Annotated in this window: 13 protein-coding genes and 1 riboswitch; of the genes, 8 read left to right on the top strand and 5 right to left on the bottom strand. The window is 69.7% G+C overall.

What is annotated here, in order from left to right; translation table 11 throughout:
• The first annotated feature begins 12 nt into the window (after nucleotides 1-12).
• A complete protein-coding gene (locus ACS5PK_RS13850; protein WP_439440840.1) occupies nucleotides 13-906 on the top strand; it encodes a VirK/YbjX family protein in 894 nt (297 codons plus the stop codon).
• Nucleotides 907-966: 60 nt separating this feature from the next.
• Complete coding sequence (locus tag ACS5PK_RS13845; RefSeq protein WP_439440839.1) at nucleotides 967-1593, top strand: DUF6515 family protein; 627 nt, start codon at nucleotides 967-969, stop codon at nucleotides 1591-1593.
• A 13-nt stretch (nucleotides 1594-1606) separates the two neighbouring features.
• On the opposite strand, the gene ACS5PK_RS13840 is transcribed toward ACS5PK_RS13845, so the two are convergent.
• Nucleotides 1607-3043, bottom strand: a complete 1437-nt coding sequence (locus ACS5PK_RS13840) for a diguanylate cyclase (RefSeq protein WP_439440838.1) — start codon at nucleotides 3041-3043, stop codon at nucleotides 1607-1609.
• Between the two features lie 121 nt (nucleotides 3044-3164).
• Between ACS5PK_RS13840 and ACS5PK_RS13835 the strand changes: the two genes are divergently transcribed.
• Together ACS5PK_RS13835 and ACS5PK_RS13830 are read left to right on the top strand one after the other, a co-directional pair.
• Nucleotides 3165-3710 carry a GNAT family N-acetyltransferase gene (locus ACS5PK_RS13835; RefSeq protein WP_439440837.1) on the top strand — a complete coding sequence of 182 codons (546 nt, stop codon included), beginning with the start codon at nucleotides 3165-3167 and terminating at the stop codon, nucleotides 3708-3710.
• Nucleotides 3711-4375: 665 nt separating this feature from the next.
• Nucleotides 4376-5476 (top strand): acyltransferase family protein, encoded by a 1101-nt coding sequence (locus tag ACS5PK_RS13830; protein WP_439440836.1) that lies wholly within the window; start codon nucleotides 4376-4378, stop codon nucleotides 5474-5476.
• On the opposite strand, the gene ACS5PK_RS13825 is transcribed toward ACS5PK_RS13830, so the two are convergent.
• Nucleotides 5477-6157 carry a helix-turn-helix transcriptional regulator gene (locus ACS5PK_RS13825; RefSeq protein ID WP_439440835.1) on the bottom strand — a complete coding sequence of 227 codons (681 nt, stop codon included), beginning with the start codon at nucleotides 6155-6157 and terminating at the stop codon, nucleotides 5477-5479. It lies immediately after the preceding gene.
• Between the two features lie 58 nt (nucleotides 6158-6215).
• Here ACS5PK_RS13825 and ACS5PK_RS13820 point away from each other — a divergent pair, with 58 nt between their 5' ends.
• Nucleotides 6216-7130, top strand: a complete 915-nt coding sequence (locus tag ACS5PK_RS13820; RefSeq protein WP_439440834.1) for a 2OG-Fe(II) oxygenase — start codon at nucleotides 6216-6218, stop codon at nucleotides 7128-7130.
• 17 nt (nucleotides 7131-7147) lie between these two features.
• On the opposite strand, the gene ACS5PK_RS13815 is transcribed toward ACS5PK_RS13820, so the two are convergent.
• Entirely contained in the window at nucleotides 7148-7414 is a 267-nt protein-coding gene (locus ACS5PK_RS13815) for a TfoX/Sxy family DNA transformation protein (RefSeq protein WP_439440833.1), read from the bottom strand.
• A 14-nt stretch (nucleotides 7415-7428) separates the two neighbouring features.
• Nucleotides 7429-7821 carry a VOC family protein gene (locus ACS5PK_RS13810; RefSeq protein WP_439440964.1) on the bottom strand — a complete coding sequence of 131 codons (393 nt, stop codon included), beginning with the start codon at nucleotides 7819-7821 and terminating at the stop codon, nucleotides 7429-7431.
• A gap of 73 nt (nucleotides 7822-7894) precedes the next feature.
• Nucleotides 7895-8012: riboswitch (yybP-ykoY riboswitch) on the top strand.
• Nucleotides 8013-8116: 104 nt separating this feature from the next.
• Between ACS5PK_RS13810 and ACS5PK_RS13805 the strand changes: the two genes are divergently transcribed.
• Nucleotides 8117-8698, top strand: a complete 582-nt coding sequence (locus ACS5PK_RS13805) for a TMEM165/GDT1 family protein (protein ID WP_439440832.1) — start codon at nucleotides 8117-8119, stop codon at nucleotides 8696-8698.
• A gap of 334 nt (nucleotides 8699-9032) precedes the next feature.
• Nucleotides 9033-12125, top strand: coding sequence for an ATP-binding protein (locus tag ACS5PK_RS13800; protein ID WP_439440831.1), 3093 nt, complete (start codon nucleotides 9033-9035; stop codon nucleotides 12123-12125).
• A gap of 308 nt (nucleotides 12126-12433) precedes the next feature.
• Here ACS5PK_RS13800 and glpK read toward each other — a convergent pair whose 3' ends face one another.
• Nucleotides 12434-13927, bottom strand: a complete 1494-nt coding sequence (gene glpK / locus ACS5PK_RS13795; RefSeq protein WP_439440830.1) for a glycerol kinase GlpK — start codon at nucleotides 13925-13927, stop codon at nucleotides 12434-12436.
• 42 nt (nucleotides 13928-13969) lie between these two features.
• Here glpK and glpD point away from each other — a divergent pair, with 42 nt between their 5' ends.
• Nucleotides 13970-15496, top strand: coding sequence for a glycerol-3-phosphate dehydrogenase (gene glpD, locus ACS5PK_RS13790; RefSeq protein WP_439440829.1), 1527 nt, complete (start codon nucleotides 13970-13972; stop codon nucleotides 15494-15496).
• The last annotated feature ends 238 nt before the right edge of the window (nucleotides 15497-15734 follow it).

Here is a 15734-nt window from a genome sequence, read left to right as displayed (position 1 = left end):
GGAGGAGGGGCGATGTCCGTTTCACTGAAGAAGGCCCTGGCGCATCCAGGGCTGTGCCCAAAGGACCGGCTGAAGCTGCGCCTGGGCGCCCTGCTGCATCCTGGGGCGACGCGGCGCTGGCTGCAATACATCCATGCACAGCCGCTGCTGGCCCAGGCCTGCAGCCCGAAGCTGCTGACCAAGGCCTTCCGGCCCTATCTGCGTACCAGCCTGCGCTGCCCGGAGCGGGTGGACATCCTGATCAACCACTACGACACCCTCAGTGCACTGGGCCTGTTGCCCCTGGCGGCGGCGGCGGCGCAGCAGCCCCAGGTCCTGCATGCTGGGCTCAGCAAGTCCGGACTGCCCTTCTGTCTGGAGCTCAACGCCATCCATGACGGGCACCGGGAGGGTGAACTCTGTCTGCGCCTACGCCTGGACGGCATCTCGCTGTTCGGCCTGAGCTTCGTGCTGCAGCAGCGGGCCGGCCGGCTGCACATGCTGGTGGGGCGGCTGCAGGGGGAGGCCGGTGAGGCTGCGCGCGAGAAGGTCCGGTTGGCGACCAAGGAGTTCCACGCCTGCCGGCCGGCCACGCTGCTGGTGACGGCTGCCCGCCAGCTGGCGCGGGTGCTAGGCTGCGAGTCGGTGCGACTGGTGTGCAACAAGGAGCGTATCGCCATCAACCTCTGGCGGCGCTGGCGTATCCGGGCCGACTACGACCAGAGCTGGCAGGAACTGGGCGCCCGGCGTGGGGCGGACGGCCTCTTCGAGCTGACGCCCCTGGCCCTGCAGGACATCGACTTCGAGCAGATCCCCTCAAAGAAGCGCTCCGAGGCGCGCAAGCGCTCGGCGCTGCTGGACGGGATCCACGACGGCCTGCTCGCGCGCCTGGGCGGGCCGCAAGCCAGCTTTACCTGGGCGCAATAAGCGCCTGATCCTGGCGCGGCAGCATGGGCGCATCCCCTGACCGATGCCGGCAAGACGCCCATGCCATCCTTCCTGCGCCTTCTTGCACGACCCCTGGCCCTGACCCTCTGCAGCCTCGGAGCCGGGCCGGCCTTCGCCGGCACCCATGTCGACGTCGGCATCGGCCTGCGCTTTGACAAGCGCTACCACCATGATCACTACTACCCCGCGCCGGGCTATGTGGTGTCCCATGCGCCGCCCGGCGCCGTGGTCGTGCATCACCATGCCGCCCCCTACTACTTCCATGGCGGCGTCTGGTACCGGCCCTACGGCCAGCGTCTGCGGGTGGTGCTGCCGCCCGTCGGCATCGTCGTGCCCCTCCTGCCCTCGGCCTACGTGACGCTGCGCATCGGCGGCCATCCCTACTTCTATGCCAATGGCGCCTACTACCAGAGCGCCCCTGGCGGCTATGTGGTGGTGAATCCGCCCGAAGAGGCGGCTGCGGCCGTGCCGGCACCCGCGCCGCCGCCGCTGAAGCCCGAGCCCATCATCTACCCGCGCAATGGCCAGAGCGCGCAGCAGACTGAGGCAGACCGCCAGGAATGCAATCGCTGGGCGACCAGCCAGCCGGCGGCGCTCAACGATGCGGGCGTCTTCAACCGGGCCGTGGAGGCCTGCATGGACGGGCGCGGCTACAGCATGCGCTGAGCCCGCGCGCCGCTCAGGCGTGACAGACGCGATTGCGGCCGGCGTCCTTGGCCCGGTAGAGCTGGGCGTCCGCCTGCTCCAGCAGTGCGCTGGCGCTGGGCGCTGCCAGGTCTGCGGCCAGCCCCATGCTGAGGCTCACCTGCAGGCGGGGCGCCAGCTCGCTCCAGTCCTGGGCGGCTACGCTGGCGCGCAGCTGCTCGCACACGGCGGCAGCCTCTTGCAGGGGCGTGCCGGGCAGGGCCATCACGAACTCCTCGCCACCGTAGCGGGCCAGCAGATGGGCCGCGCCCAACTGACGTTCCAGCAGGGCGGCCACGCGGCGCAGCACTTCGTCGCCGACGGCGTGGGAGTACTGGTCGTTGATGCGCTTGAACCAGTCGATGTCAGCCAGCACCAGGGTCAGGTCTTGCCTCTGCAGGCGGCTCTGCTCGAACATCTGTCGGACGGACTCGTCGAAATGCCGCCGGTTGTAGAGCCCCGTCAGCGCGTCACGGATGCTCAGCTCCTTCAGCTGGCGGGCCTGCATGCTGATGGTGGCATGCGAGGCCCGCAGCTCCGCGTCGCTTCGCGCCAGGGCCTCACTCATGCGGTTGAAGGCCAAAGCCAGGGCCTCGATCTCAGCGCTGCCCCGTGCGTCCACGCGTTGCAGCAGCTCGCCGGCATGCATGCGGCGCACGGCCTGCGTCAGTCGGCGCAGACGGGCGCTGAGCCCGGTGCCCAGCGCAAGACCCAGCAGCGCGGCCAGCACCGTGGCCGCGAGGGCGCCCACCATCAGGGCCTGGCGCATGGCGGCCAGGTAGGCGAGGTCGTCCTGCCCCGGGCTCAGCACCCCTTCCGTAGATACGTAGGCCCGCACCTTGCCCTCCACCTGCACCGGTTCTGCCAGGGCGCGCTGTGCCTCAGGCAGGGGTTCTCCCCTGGGATAGCTGCCAGCGCCCAGCAGCACCCGGTACTGCGCATCGGTCAGGATGAAACGGAAGGGCGGGTGGGCGCTTGGCGCCTGGGGCGGGCGGGGCTCCCACCGCGCGCCCTGGCCGGGCGGGGGCAGCCTGCCGTCTGGCGGCGGCCCCGGAGGCCGCCCGTGGTCGGGCCGCGGCCCGGGCGGGACTCCCCGTCGAGGAGGACCGAAGGGCTCCGGCGCACCTTCGGGGGGCCTGGAGCGGAGGTCTTCGTCCTCCGAAGACGGGGCGAGCGGCTCAGGGCCGCGCTGCCGGGCCAGGTAGTCCCCCAGGCCCACGCCCTGCGCCTCGCCGGCCTCGAAGCTGCCGAATGCCTGCAAATACGACGTGACACCGGCCCTGAAATGGGCGGTGGCCTGCTGTGCGGCCCGAGAGCTGAATTTGCGCTGCAGCTCCAGGTAGGCGACGCCCCCGACCGTCACCACCACTGCCAGCCCGGCCAGCATCAGTGCCAGGATGAGTTGCAGGCGTAAGGACAGCGGGCGCAGCATGGGCAAAAGGGGGGCTCGAAGGTGGACGGTGCAGCGAGATGCCCATTGTCTCCGGCTGCCCGTGCGAATGGTGCGCCGATGGGGCCTTGCTTGCTGCGCTCGCCTGCTAGGCTTGCACGCCATGAGTACATTGAGCCTGCACCGGCCGCAGCCCTCGGACCTGGACCAGCTGCTGGATTTCGAGCGCCGCGAGCGCGCGCATTTCGAGACCTGGGTCCATGCCCGTCCGGCTTCCTTCTACAGCGCCGAGGGCGTTGCGGCCCACCTGGCGGAGGCCCAGGATGCCGCCGAGGCGGATCGCGCGCATGCCTTCCTGATCCGCCACGAAGGCCGGCTGGTGGGGCGCATCAATCTGCACCGCGTGGAGCGCGAGCACCACGGCCGCGCCGAGCTGGGCTATCGCCTGGGAGCGGATGCCCAGGGACGGGGCTGGGCCACGGAGGCCGTGGGACTGCTGCTTCCCATCGCCTTTGGCGAGCTGGCCCTCTGGCGGCTGGAGGCGGTGGTGCGTCCGGGCAATCCGGCCTCGGCCCGGGTGCTGGAGAAGAATGGCTTCGACTGCTGGGGGCGCAGCCGGCTCAGCGTGCGCCTGCACGGCCAGTGGCAGGACCTGCTGCATTTCCAGCGCCTGAGCCCGGCCGCGCAGGCGCTCGCGGCCGGGGGCTGATCGTCCGCTGCCCCACCGGCTGCCAGGGCTGTGCACCTTGCCGCCCTTCACGCCGTGGATCGGCCATGCCTTGCTCCTGCCGAGCGAGGGCGAAGGCAATGCCCTGACCCAGGCACTCGTCCGGCCCAGGCGGGCCGTGCGCATCATGGCGCTGGACCGTATAGGGTCAGCGCTTGATCGGAGAGGACCTCGGGGACGACGTGGGCGCCTCGTTCCTGCCTTCCAACCCTTGCGGCATGCCGTGCTTGCCCCCTGCCCCCTGGCCGTCTCGCTGCAAGGGGCTGGCCAGGGAGCACGCAGGCGAGTTTCTGTCACCGGTTTTCACGCCTGCTCACGAGCTGAAGCGACTCGGGGGGCAGCCTTCCGGGCGCCGGCCGACTAAAATCCGCCGCTTCGCGGCCTTGGCTGCGGGCGGTGTTGCATGCAACTACAGCTGGATCTACGGCTGGAGCTGCAACTGGAACTGCAACTGGAACTGCAACTGGAACTGCAATTGGAACTGCGGGCGCTCCGGTGGATCTGCCCTAGTTCAGCCGGGCTGCATCGCCGGAAGCCCGGCGGGACTGGCCGCTGTCCAGTCCTGACAGGCTCCAGGCCTGCCGCCAGCCCTGTTTTCAACGACCAACCTCATGCCAGCAGCCCCAGGCTGCCGGCCAGCCCTACCCATGTCCGCTCCCAAGACCCGACTGTTGCACATCGATGCGCTGAAAGCCCTGGCGGCCCAGCTCATCGTCCTGCACCACCTCTCGGTTTACGGCCCTCTGGCCGAGGCGCTGCATCAGGCCTGGCCGGCGCTGGGGGACTGGCTGTTCCATTACGGCCGCATGGCGGTGCAGGTCTTCCTGGTGGTGGGGGGCTATCTCAGTGCCCGGGCACTGTCGCCGCAAGGTGGGCTGCTGAAGGCTGCGCCGCTGGAGTCGCTGTGGCGGCGCTACCTGCGCCTGGCCCTGCCTTTCATGGCGGCCGTGGGCCTGACCCTGTCCTGCGCGTGGCTGGTCCAGCCCTGGCTGCCTGAATTCCTGCCGCAGCAGCTGACGCTGGCCACGCTGCTGAGCCATGCCACCCTGATGCACGGCCTGCTGGGCCATGAATCCATCACCGTGGGCGCCTGGTATGTAGCCATCGACCTCCAACTCTATGCGCTCATGCTGGGCCTGCTCTGGCTGGCACGTCGCAGCCGCCCGCTGCCGCACGCCTGGCGCATGGTGCTGGGGCCGGGACTGGTGCTGGCGCTGTGCGGGCTGTCGCTGCTGGTGCTCAATCGTGAGTCGGACCTGGACAACTGGGGCTTCTACTTCTTCGGAGCCTATGGGCTGGGCGCCCTGGTGCACTGGTTCTCGCTGAGCCGCTGGCCTCGCCTGGGCCTGCTGCTGCTGCTGTGGCTGACGGGTCTGGCGCTGTGGGTGGACTTCCGGGAGCGCCTGGTGCTTGCGCTGCTCACTGCCTTGTTGCTGGGCCTGTGGCGGTGGCGCGTCGGGCCGCTGGCCGGTCGTCTGTGGCAGCGCGTGGCCGATGTGGTGGCCCATCTGGGCACCCATTCCTATTCCCTGTTCCTGGTGCACTTTCCCGTGCTGGTGCTGCTCAACGCCTGGTATGACCAGCAAAGCGAGCAGCCCCTGCTGCTGACCTTTGCCCTGGTGCTGTCGGCCTGGGGCTTTGCCAATCTGGCCGCGCTGCCTTTTCACCGCTGGGTGGAGGCGCCCAGCAGCCGCCTGCGCTTCAACCCCCTGCGCTGGCTGGTGCCGCAGGGCAGTTTGGGCCGTTGATCAGGGCCAGCCTTCGGCCCGCTGCATGTCGGCCAGGGTCTTGCCGGCTTCATCCCTGAAGCGCTCGTCCAGCACCTCCAGCTGCTGGATGCGATCCACCCGGAAATTGCGGAAGCCTTCGCGCAGCTCGCACCAGGCCGCGAAGGTCCAGACCGGTCCCCAGAAGAAGCAGCCCAGGGGGCGCAGCACGCGCTCGCTGGCCGTGTTGCTGAGGTCCAGGTAGAGCACACGCAGTTTCTGGCGCTGCTCCGTGGCCAGGCGCAGCTGCTGCAGGCGTTCGCGGGTGGCCTCGTCCAATCCGCCCAGCGGGGCCCACAGCGCCAGGCTCTCTGCGGCGGCGCGTGCCGTGCCGGGCAGCACGGCCAGGATCTTGTAGATGGCCTCCTCGCCATGGCGGGCCAGGGCGCTGTCCATTTGTGGCTGCGCCATGCGCAGCGCGGCGACCAGGGCCTGGGCCTCCTCCTTGCTGAACATCAGCGGCGGCAGGTCAAAGCCCGCCCTCATGCGATAGCCCACACCTGCCTCGCCATCGATGGGCACGCCTTGCTGCTGCAGCGCGGCCACGTCGCGGTAGATGGTGCGTGGTGAGACCTCCAGGCGCTGGGCCAGGTATTCGGCGGTGGAGAGTCTCCGTCCACGAATCAACTGGACGATCTGGAACAGGCGGTCGGCACGGCGCATCCGGGGATTGTCGGCGATAGGCCAGAATGCAGCCGCACGAGACAGCGAGGAGATGGGCATGAGCCTGGCGCAGCTGAACCCCGAGTGGCGGCAATGGGTAGCGGAGAACGTGGCGCGCGGGTGCACGGCCGAGTCCATGCTGCCCATGATGGTGCAGGGCGGGCTGCCCCGAGCGCTGTCGGAGCGGGTGCTGCGGGAGGCCCATGGTGCAGCCATGCCACCGATGGCCGCCCCGGCGGTGGCTCCGCAGTCCTCCCTGCTGGCGGAGCATGTCGGGCAGGCCCAGGCCGGCTCGGGGGAGGGTCAGGTCTTGCGTGCGCGACCTCGCCCGCGCCTGGCCGGCAACCGCCTGCGGCTCGGTGACGGCTGCGAGCTGCGCATCGCCGCCCAGCTGGACCATCCCCAGGTGCTGCTTTACGAGGGCCTGCTGAGTCCGTCCGAGTGCGAGGCCATGATCGCCCTGGCTGAGACGCGCCTGACGCGCTCGACGGTGGTGGACGAGCAGCTGGGCGAGGCCCGTCCGCATGAGCACCGCACCAGTGCCGGCGGCTTCTTCCAGCGCGGCGAGCATCCCCTGGTGGCCAGCATCGAGGCGCGCCTGGCCGAGCTGCTGGACTGGCCGGTGGAGAACGGCGAGGGCCTGCAGGTGCTGCGCTACGGCGTCGGCGGCGAGTACCGGGCCCATTTCGACTGGTTCAACCCCGCCCATGCCGGCAGTGAGCGTCACCTGCGCACGGGGGGGCAGCGGGTGGGCACCTGCATCCTCTATCTCTCGGAGGTGGAGGACGGCGGCGGCACGCGCTTCCCCAACCTGGGCCTGGAGATACGCCCTCGGCCTGGCGCGGTGCTGTACTTTGCCGACGTCGATGCACAGGGCGTCGAAGACCCGGGCACCCTGCATGCTGGCGTGCCTGTGCTGGCAGGCGTCAAGTACATCGCCACCAAATGGCTGCGGGAGCGGCGCTACGGTTGACATCGCGCCGCCCCTGTTCAGCGCGGGGCCAGGCCCATGTCATCCAGGCGCAGCAGGATGTCCGTGCGGCGCTCCCGTGCCACCTCGCGCCAGTCCAGATCTTCCTGGGCGCCGATCAGCGCATAGAGCAGGTTGAGGCTGGCGCCGGGCCAGCGCGCCTTGAGGCGGGCATACAGGGCAAAGGCGTCCTGGGCCTGGAGTTCCGCCACGCTGGTGATGCTCAGCGCGGCGAGCTGTTCAAGGCTGCGGGGGCCGAGGCCTCGCAGCGGTGATGCCTTGCCCATGTGCCGGCTGGCGCTCAGCCGCCCATGGGCGTGCACAGCTCGACCAGACAGCCGTCCGGGCAGCGCACATAAGCCACGACCTGGCCCCAGGGCTTGGTGGTCGGGGGCTTCAGGCTGGTGGCACCTGCGGCCAGGGCGCGTGCAAAGGCCGCATTCACGTCCGCGCAGGCCAGGCCTACCTCCATGCCCAGCGGGCGCTCGCTGATCGCCGCCTCGATGAAATCACCGCCCAGGCTGTCGCGGGCGATGTCCAGCCGGGCGAAGGCCAGGGCCGTGGCGCCGGTCTCCAGCTCCCCATAGGCGCCGGATTCGTGCAGGAAGCGCGTCTGCAGGCCGAAGGCGGTCTCGAAGAAGCGCAGAGAGGCCGCGACGTCGGCGACGTAGAGGATGGTGTAGGCGTAGTTCATGGGGGCATCATCGGTGCGGGCTGCTGCCAGCGTCATGGCAGGAACCCGCGGCGGTGGACCCGGGCGCTCCGCTACAATCCGCCCCGTCATTGGGGAGTAGCTGCCGCGGTCCGTGCTCCGGATCAGCGGGCCTGCGTCAACACACTTGCCTGGGCCTGGCCCGGCATGGCGCTGGCAGTTCCCGCCCTGGCCGTCCTGGCCGGGCCTGCACCTGGCAAGACCTTTGACCGCTCGTTCTCGGTATCCGGCCGGAGAGGGGCGGTCATGGGTGTCCGTACCGGCCGGGGAGTCTCACATGGAAGCTTTGCTCGTCTCCACCGGCCTGGTGGCCCTCGCTGAAATCGGCGACAAGACCCAACTGCTGGCCTTTGTCCTGGCCGCGCGGTTCCGCAAGCCCTTGCCCATCATCGCGGGCATCCTGATCGCCACCTTGCTCAATCATGCCGGCGCGGGAGCCTTGGGGGCCTGGATCACCGCCCAAGTGCCGCCCGCCATCATGCGCTGGGTGCTGGGCCTGGGCTTTGTGGCCATGGGTGTCTGGACCCTGGTGCCGGACAAGCTCGACGAGGAGGAGGCGGCCGGCAAGGGCCTGCGCCTGGGCGTGCTGGGCACCACCATCGTGGCCTTCTTCCTCGCGGAAATGGGGGACAAGACCCAGATTGCCACGGTCGCGCTGGCTGCGCAGTTCCAGAGCCTGCTGGCTGTGGTGGCGGGCACGACGCTGGGCATGATGATCGCCAACGTGCCGGCGGTGCTGCTGGGAGACCGCATGGCGCACAAGATCCCCGTCCGTCTGGTCCATGGCATGGCCGCCCTGATCTTCATCATGCTTGGCGCCTTGGTGCTGGGCGGCTTCGCCCGGGCCTGGGGGCTGTGACCTCCGTCACCGCTCCCCCGCGGGCGTGGTCTTGCCCTCCGATGCGTGCATGCCGTACTCTGGCAGTCTGGGGTGGGCACCCCTGCTGTCATCAGGGCGCCCCAGGACACGATTGACGTGAAGAGGCGCGGCCACGGGAGCGCCATCTTGACCGAGGGAAGCACATCGGGATCCGCCCGGCAAGGGAGTGACGAGATGGATGAACGGTCAATGCAGCGGCGGGGCGCCATGAGCGCCCGTCTTGGGTCCCTGAAGCCTCTGGGTTCCCCTGGCCCGGGAGTTCGCGGGCCGCGCCCGCCCGGACGCTGACGCACGGCGTCGGCGGGTGATTGCCATGGACAAGCCCCATGGTCCGGACATCCGGGCGGTCGAGGCCGCCCTGGATGCGGCCGACCGTCAGCAGAGCCTCGAGGCCTTTCACGCCACGATGGACCGTCGCGTGGCGCGCGGTGCGGCGCTCTTGCTGGTCCTGGTCATGCTGGCATCGCTGTTCCAGCTGGCTGCCACGGCGCTGGAGCCGGGCTACAGCTGGTCGCAGCGCCTCTCGCGCATGGCCACCGGCGCCTGCGTGCTGGCGGTGGCTGCCACCGCCGCTCTGCTGGCCTGGCGCGGCCATGTGCGCCGTGCGGCCGGCTTCTTTGCCGTCACCACCATGCTGATGCTGATGGGCTTGGCCGCCCTGCATGGCAACGGCATCATGTCTTCCGGCTTGGGCTCGCTGACGGCCCTGATCGTGGTCCTGGGCTTCATGGTGGGCCCCAAGGCCGCCAAGTGGGGGGCCCTGGCAGGGCTTGCAGGCTTGTCGCTGCTCTTCATTGCCGAGGGCCTGGGATGGATTCCCGGGCTGCATCCGGGCAATACGCCGCCGCATGCCAGCTATCTGGTCGTGCAACTCTTCAGCTGCGGCCTCGCCGGCTGGCTGATGTTGCGCTACGGCACGCTCTACTGGGACCTGACCCGATCGCTGGACAGCTCGCGCCAAGTGCTGGCCAACACCCTGCGGGCCCAACAGCAGGGTGCGCAGGACCTGCAGTCAAGCGAGCGCCGCCTGCGCCAGTTGCTGGAGGCCTCGCACATGTCGGTGCAGATCTTTGATGGCGAAAGCGGGGCGCTGCGCTACGCCAATACCTATTGCCTGCGCCGCTTTGGCGTGACCAGCCGCGAGGCGCTGACACCCGAGCTGACCTTCCCGGGTGGCGACTACAGCCCCGCCCGCGCCAGTGCGCTGGTCAGGCGTACCCTGGCGGAGGGCAGCCAGACCCTGGAGTGGCAGTCCAGGCATGTCGATGGCAGCCCTATCTGGTGGGATGTCAAGCTGGATCGCTTCGATCTGGACGGTGAAGACTGTGTGGTGGCCTTTGCCCACGACATCACCGACCGCGTGGCTGCTGAGCAGTCGCTGGAGCAGCACCGTCAGCACCTGGAAGACCTGGTACGCCAGCGCACGGCCGAGCTCCATAAGCAACAGCAGCAGGTGCAGGAGATTCTGGAGGCTCTGCCTCTGCTGCTGAGCATCCGCGACGCCGAAGGCCGCTATCTGCAGGTCAACCGCGGTTTCGAACAGGCCAGTGGGCGTTCGCGCGACCAGGTCATCGGCCAGACGGTGCTGTCGGTGTTCGGACCGGATCTGGCTGCCGAGGCGCGGGAGAGCGACGCGCTCGTCCTTCAGCGCGGGCTTCGTCTGGACCGCGACCGGCAGATGCGGCTGGCAGATGGCCCGCATGACTTCCTCGTGACCGCGGTGCCGCTGCGTGACGACCATGGCAGGCCCTATGCCGTGCTCAACCTGAGCACCGACATCACCTCCATCAAGCAGTTGCACCGCGAGCTGGCCAGCGCGCGCGACGAGGCCGAACGCCTGGTCCACGCCAAGAGCCAGTTCCTGGCCAATATGAGCCACGAGATCCGCACGCCGCTCAATGCCGTGCTGGGCCTGGCGCAGTTGGGCGAGCAGCGCGCGGCAGACCCGCGGGCGGCGGCCGACAGCTTCCGTCGCATCGTGCGCGCCGGGCGGCACCTGCTGGGCGTCATCAACGATGTGCTGGATTTCGCCAAGCTGGACAGCGGCAAGCTGGAGCTGGAATCCCGGCCCTGCGAGCTGGCCCAGCTGGTGAACGATGCGCTGGAGATGGTCGGCGAACGCGCGCGCGCCAAAGGGCTGCGCCTGAGTTCCAGCATCGAGGGCCTGCCGGCGTGGGTGGTGCTGGATGAGCTGCGTCTGACCCAGGTGCTGGTGAACCTCCTGGCCAATGCCGTCAAGTTCACGGAGCAGGGCGGCGTGAGCCTGCGTGTGCGTGCCGCCCAGCACGGGCGCTGCCTGGTCTTCGAGGTGGAAGACAGCGGGATCGGCATCCCCGAGGACAAGCTGGACAGCATCTTCACGCCCTTCGAGCAGGCTGACAGCTCGGTGACGCGGCTGTATGGCGGCAGCGGCCTGGGGCTCAGCATCAGCCGACGCCTGGCGCGGCTGATGGGTGGCGACATCCGGGTGCGCAGCTCGCCGGGCCAGGGCTCGGTCTTCACGGTGGAGTTGCCCTTGTTCGAGGCGGCGGCGCCTCTGCGGGACTTGCCTGCGGCCAGCCTGCGGCCTGAGCCTGCGTCACGTGCCCTGGCCGGCCTGCGCATCCTGATCACCGACGACGTGGACATCAATCGCGAGATCCTGCACGACATGCTCTCAGGCGCGGGCGCGTACGTGATGTCCACGGACTGCGGCGAGCAGGCCGTGGCGCGCATTCAGGAGCAGGGCCAGGGGGCTTACGACCTGGTGCTCATGGACGTGCAGATGCCGGGCATGGATGGCTATGAGGCGACGCGGAGGCTGCATGAGATCGATCCGGCGCTGCCCGTGCTGGCCCTGACGGCGCATGCGCTAAGTGAGGAACGCCAGCGCAGCCAGGAGGCCGGCATGTGCGGCCACATCTGCAAGCCCATTGACCAGGCGGAGCTGCTGCGAACCCTCGCGCCCTTTCCGCGGCGCCAGCGCAGCGACGCGGTCTCGCCGCCGCTGACTCCTCTGCCGGCCAAGACGCCTGCGCGAGCGCCCGCCGATGCCGCCTCGCCTTGGCCGCTGGTGCCTGAGGCGGACTTCGAGAACGCGGTGCTGCGCTGTGCCGGTCGCACCGACCTGCTGGCCAAGCTGCTCAGCAGCTTTGCGCGCCAGTATGAGCAGCACCTCAGTGCGCTGGAGGAAGCTCGCATCGCTGGGCCTCTGGCGGTGCGGGGCTATGCCCACCGCCTGCGCGGCGTGGCGGGCAATCTTGGCCTGGACGGCCTGGCCGCGACCGCCGCCGCCCTGGAGCAGCAGGCACCCCAGGCTGCCGCCGCAGAACTGGCGATGCTCGTCATGGCCACCAACCGGGCCCTGGCGGCCCATCTCCAGGCCATCAAGGCTTGGGAGATTTCGCGCTTGTCGCGGGCGGCTTGAGAAGGCCCCCCCTACCGGCTGCGCCGGATCCTCGGGGGCCGCTGGGGGTACGGGCCTGCGGCCGTGCGGAGGGGGTGGTCTGGCGGACGGCGTGTTCCCGGTCGGCCATGCGCTCGAGGGCGCGTTCGCGGGGCAGGGTGGTAGGGAAGATGCGCTCGGCCTGCCATTGCTGGCCCAGGGATTCGGGGCCGCTGTAGAGGCCCCCCTGCCGGCTGCGCCGGCCCCCCGGGGGGCGCCCGGATGACCGGCGAAGCCGGATCCTCGGGTGCTGCTGGAGGCACGGGCCTGCGATCGTGCGGAGCGCAGGGTCAGCTGGCGGTGGTCTGGCGGACGGCACGTTCCCAGTCGGCCATGCGTTCGAGGGCGCGTTCGCGGGGCAGGGTGGGATGGAAGATGCGCTCGGCCTGCCATTGCTGGCCCAGGGACTCGAGGCCGCTGTAGAGACCAGCGCTGAGTCCGGCGAGGTAGGCGGCGCCCAGGGCGGTGGTCTCGATGACGCGGGGGCGCACGACCGGGATGCCGAGCAGGTCGGCCTGGAACTGCATCAGCAGGTTGTTGACGCAGGCGCCCCCGTCCACCCGCAGCTCGCTGACCGGGGCCGAGCCGGCGGCCACGGCGTCGCGGCTCATGGCCTGCAGCAGGGCAGCGCTCTGGAAGGCAATGGACTCGAGCGCAGCACGGGCGATGTGCGCCATGGTGCTGCCTCGGCTCAGTCCCACGATGGCACCCCGCGCCTCGGGCTGCCAGTAAGGCGCACCCAGGCCCGTGAAGGCAGGCACGAACATCACGCCGCCTGCATCCGGCACGCTGGCCGCCAGGCTTTCGACCTCGCTGCTGCTGGGGAAGGCATGCAGGCCGTCCCGCAGCCATTGCACCACCGCGCCGCCGATGAATACGCTGCCCTCCAGCGCGAACTCGGGCTGCCTGCCCGTCTGCGCGGCACTGGTCGTGATGAGACCATTGGCCGAGGTCTGGAAGCGCTCGCCCAGGTGCATGAGGGTGAAGCAGCCGGTGCCGTAGGTGTTCTTGGCCATGCCTGCCTTGAAGCAGCCCTGGCCGAAGAGGGCGGCCTGCTGGTCGCCGGCCACGCCCCCGATGGGCAGCGCGGCGCCCAGCCATTGCGGGTCCAGGGCGCCGAACTCATGGGCGCTGGGATGGACCTCGGGCAGCAGTGCGCGCGGGATGTTCAGCGCGGCCAGAATCTCCTCGTCCCACTCATTGCGGCGCACGTTGAAGAGCATGGTGCGCGAGGCGTTGCTGACGTCCGTGGCATGGATGCGGCCGCCGCTGAGCTGCCACATCAGCCAGCTGTCCACCGTGCCGAAGGCCAGCTCGCCCCGCTGCGCCTGCTCGCGGGCGCCGGGGATGTGGTCCAGCAGCCAACTGAGCTTGGTGGCCGAGAAATAGGCGTCAATCACCAGGCCCGTGTGCTCGCGGATCAGTGAGGCCAGGCCCTGCTCGCGCAGCCGTGCGCACAGCGGCTCGGTGCGGCGGTCCTGCCAGACGATGGCATGGTGCAGCGGCGCGCCAGTGCCCCGGTGCCACAGCACGGTGGTCTCGCGCTGGTTGGTGATGCCAACACTGGCGATCTGCTCGGGGCGCAGGCCGGACAGTCGCAGCGCCTCGCGGGCAGTGGCCAGTTGGCTGGACCAGATCTCCTGCGGGTCGTGCTCCACCCAGCCCGGCTGCGGGTAGATCTGGCGGAATTCCTGCTGGGCCTTGGCCAGTTGGCGGCCCTCGCGGTCGAAGACGATGGCGCGGGAGCTGGAGGTGCCCTGGTCCAGTGCGAGGAGGTAGCTCATGGCGAATCCGGCAGGTTAGAGTGGCCCGCGAGGAGTGTGGTGATGGCTGATTTTGACGTACTGGTGGTGGGCGGTGGCATCAACGGGGTGGGCATCGCCCGGGACCTCGCTGGCCGCGGTTGGCGTGTGCTGCTGTGCGAGCGCGATGACCTGGGCTCGCACACGTCCTCGGCTTCCACCAAGCTGATCCACGGCGGCCTGCGCTACCTGGAGTACCGCGAATTCGGCCTGGTCCGCAAGGCCCTGCAGGAGCGTGAGCGCCTGCTGCGGGCGGCGCCGCACCTGATCCATCCCCTGCGCTTCGTGATGCCCCATCACCCGCAGATGCGGCCGGCCTGGCTGCTGCGTCTGGGCCTCTTCCTCTACGACCACCTGGCCCCTCGCGAACTGCTGCCCGCTTCCTCGGGCCTGGACTTGCGCGGCCATGCCCTGGGCGCGCCTCTGCAGGCGCAGTTCCGGCGTGGCTTTGTCTACTCGGACGGCTGGGTGGACGACGCCCGCCTCGTGATCGCCAACGCCATCGACGCTCGCGAGCGCGGGGCCGAGATCCTCACGCGCAGTGCTTGCCTGGACGCCCGTGTGGTCCAGGGTCTGTGGCAGGCCCGCCTGCAGACGGGCAGCGGCGAGCGGCGGCTCAGTGCACGCCTGCTGGTGAATGCCACCGGCCCATGGGCAGCCAGCTTCGTCGAGCAGGCCCTGCATGACGCGCAAGGGAACACGCCCTCGGCCCGTCGCCTGCGCCTGGTCAAGGGGAGCCACATCGTCGTGCCACGCCTCTATGCCCATGACCATGCCTATCTGCTGCAGGGGGCGGACGGGCGCATCGTCTTCACCATTCCGTACCAGCAGGACTTCACCCTGGTCGGGACGACGGACCTGGAACTGTTGCCGAAGGACATCGAGGGTGGCCGCACGCCGGGCATCAGCGAGGATGAGGTGGCCTACCTCTGCGGGCAGGTCGGGCGCTACTTCCAACAGGAGGTGCGGCCGGCCGACGTACGCTGGAGCTACGCTGGCGTTCGGCCCTTGCTGGACGACGACGCCGGCACAGCCGCCGCCGTGACACGTGACTACGCACTGGACCTGGACAGCAGCCCGGGTGCGCCGCTGCTGCATGTCTGGGGCGGCAAGCTGACCACCTACCGGCGGCTGGCTGAGGAGTCGGCGGATCGCATCGATGTTGAGCTGGGTGGACGCCAGGGTGCCTGGACGTCCCAGGCGCCGCTGCCGGGCGCCGATGTGTCGGCCTGGGTGCCGGACGCAGGCCCGGGACCCGCGGCCTTGGAGGCGCTGCTGCAGGCCGTGCAGCAGCGCCATCCGCAGTTGCCGGCACCCCTGCTGCGGCGCCTGTGCCTGGCCTATGGCGGCCGCGTGGACCGAGTCCTGTCCGGGGGTGCGATGGGGGCGGAGATCGCACCGGGCCTGTTCGAGTCCGAGCTTGGCCACCTGCAGCGCGAAGAGTGGGCGATGTGCGCTGAGGATGTGCTGTGGCGGCGCAGCAAGCTGGGCTTGCGCTGCTCGGCAGACGATGCCCTGCGCGTGCAGCGCTGGCTGCTCGACCACGCCTGAACTCGGTCCCGCGGTCACGCATCGAGCGGGGTCAGGTCTTGCCATGACCCGGCTCATGTGCCTTTGGAAAGCCAGGCCGTGCCTTGCGTGACGCGTGGCATGTGAAGGGCGTCATGGCCCCATTCCATCGGGGTTCTCGGTCGTTCAGACCCTGTCGCAGCTTGTCCGTCCAGGCGGCATTTCGGGCCTCTCATGCAGCACCCGATCGAAGACAGGAAGAAATCCGGGCAGAAATTTC

Origin of the sequence: Roseateles sp. DB2 (assembly GCF_051857535.1) — a bacterium.
Lineage (GTDB): Bacteria > Pseudomonadota > Gammaproteobacteria > Burkholderiales > Burkholderiaceae_C > Roseateles_B.
Note: the sequence above shows the minus strand (reverse complement) of the source record. Positions and strands in the feature narration are given on the sequence as shown.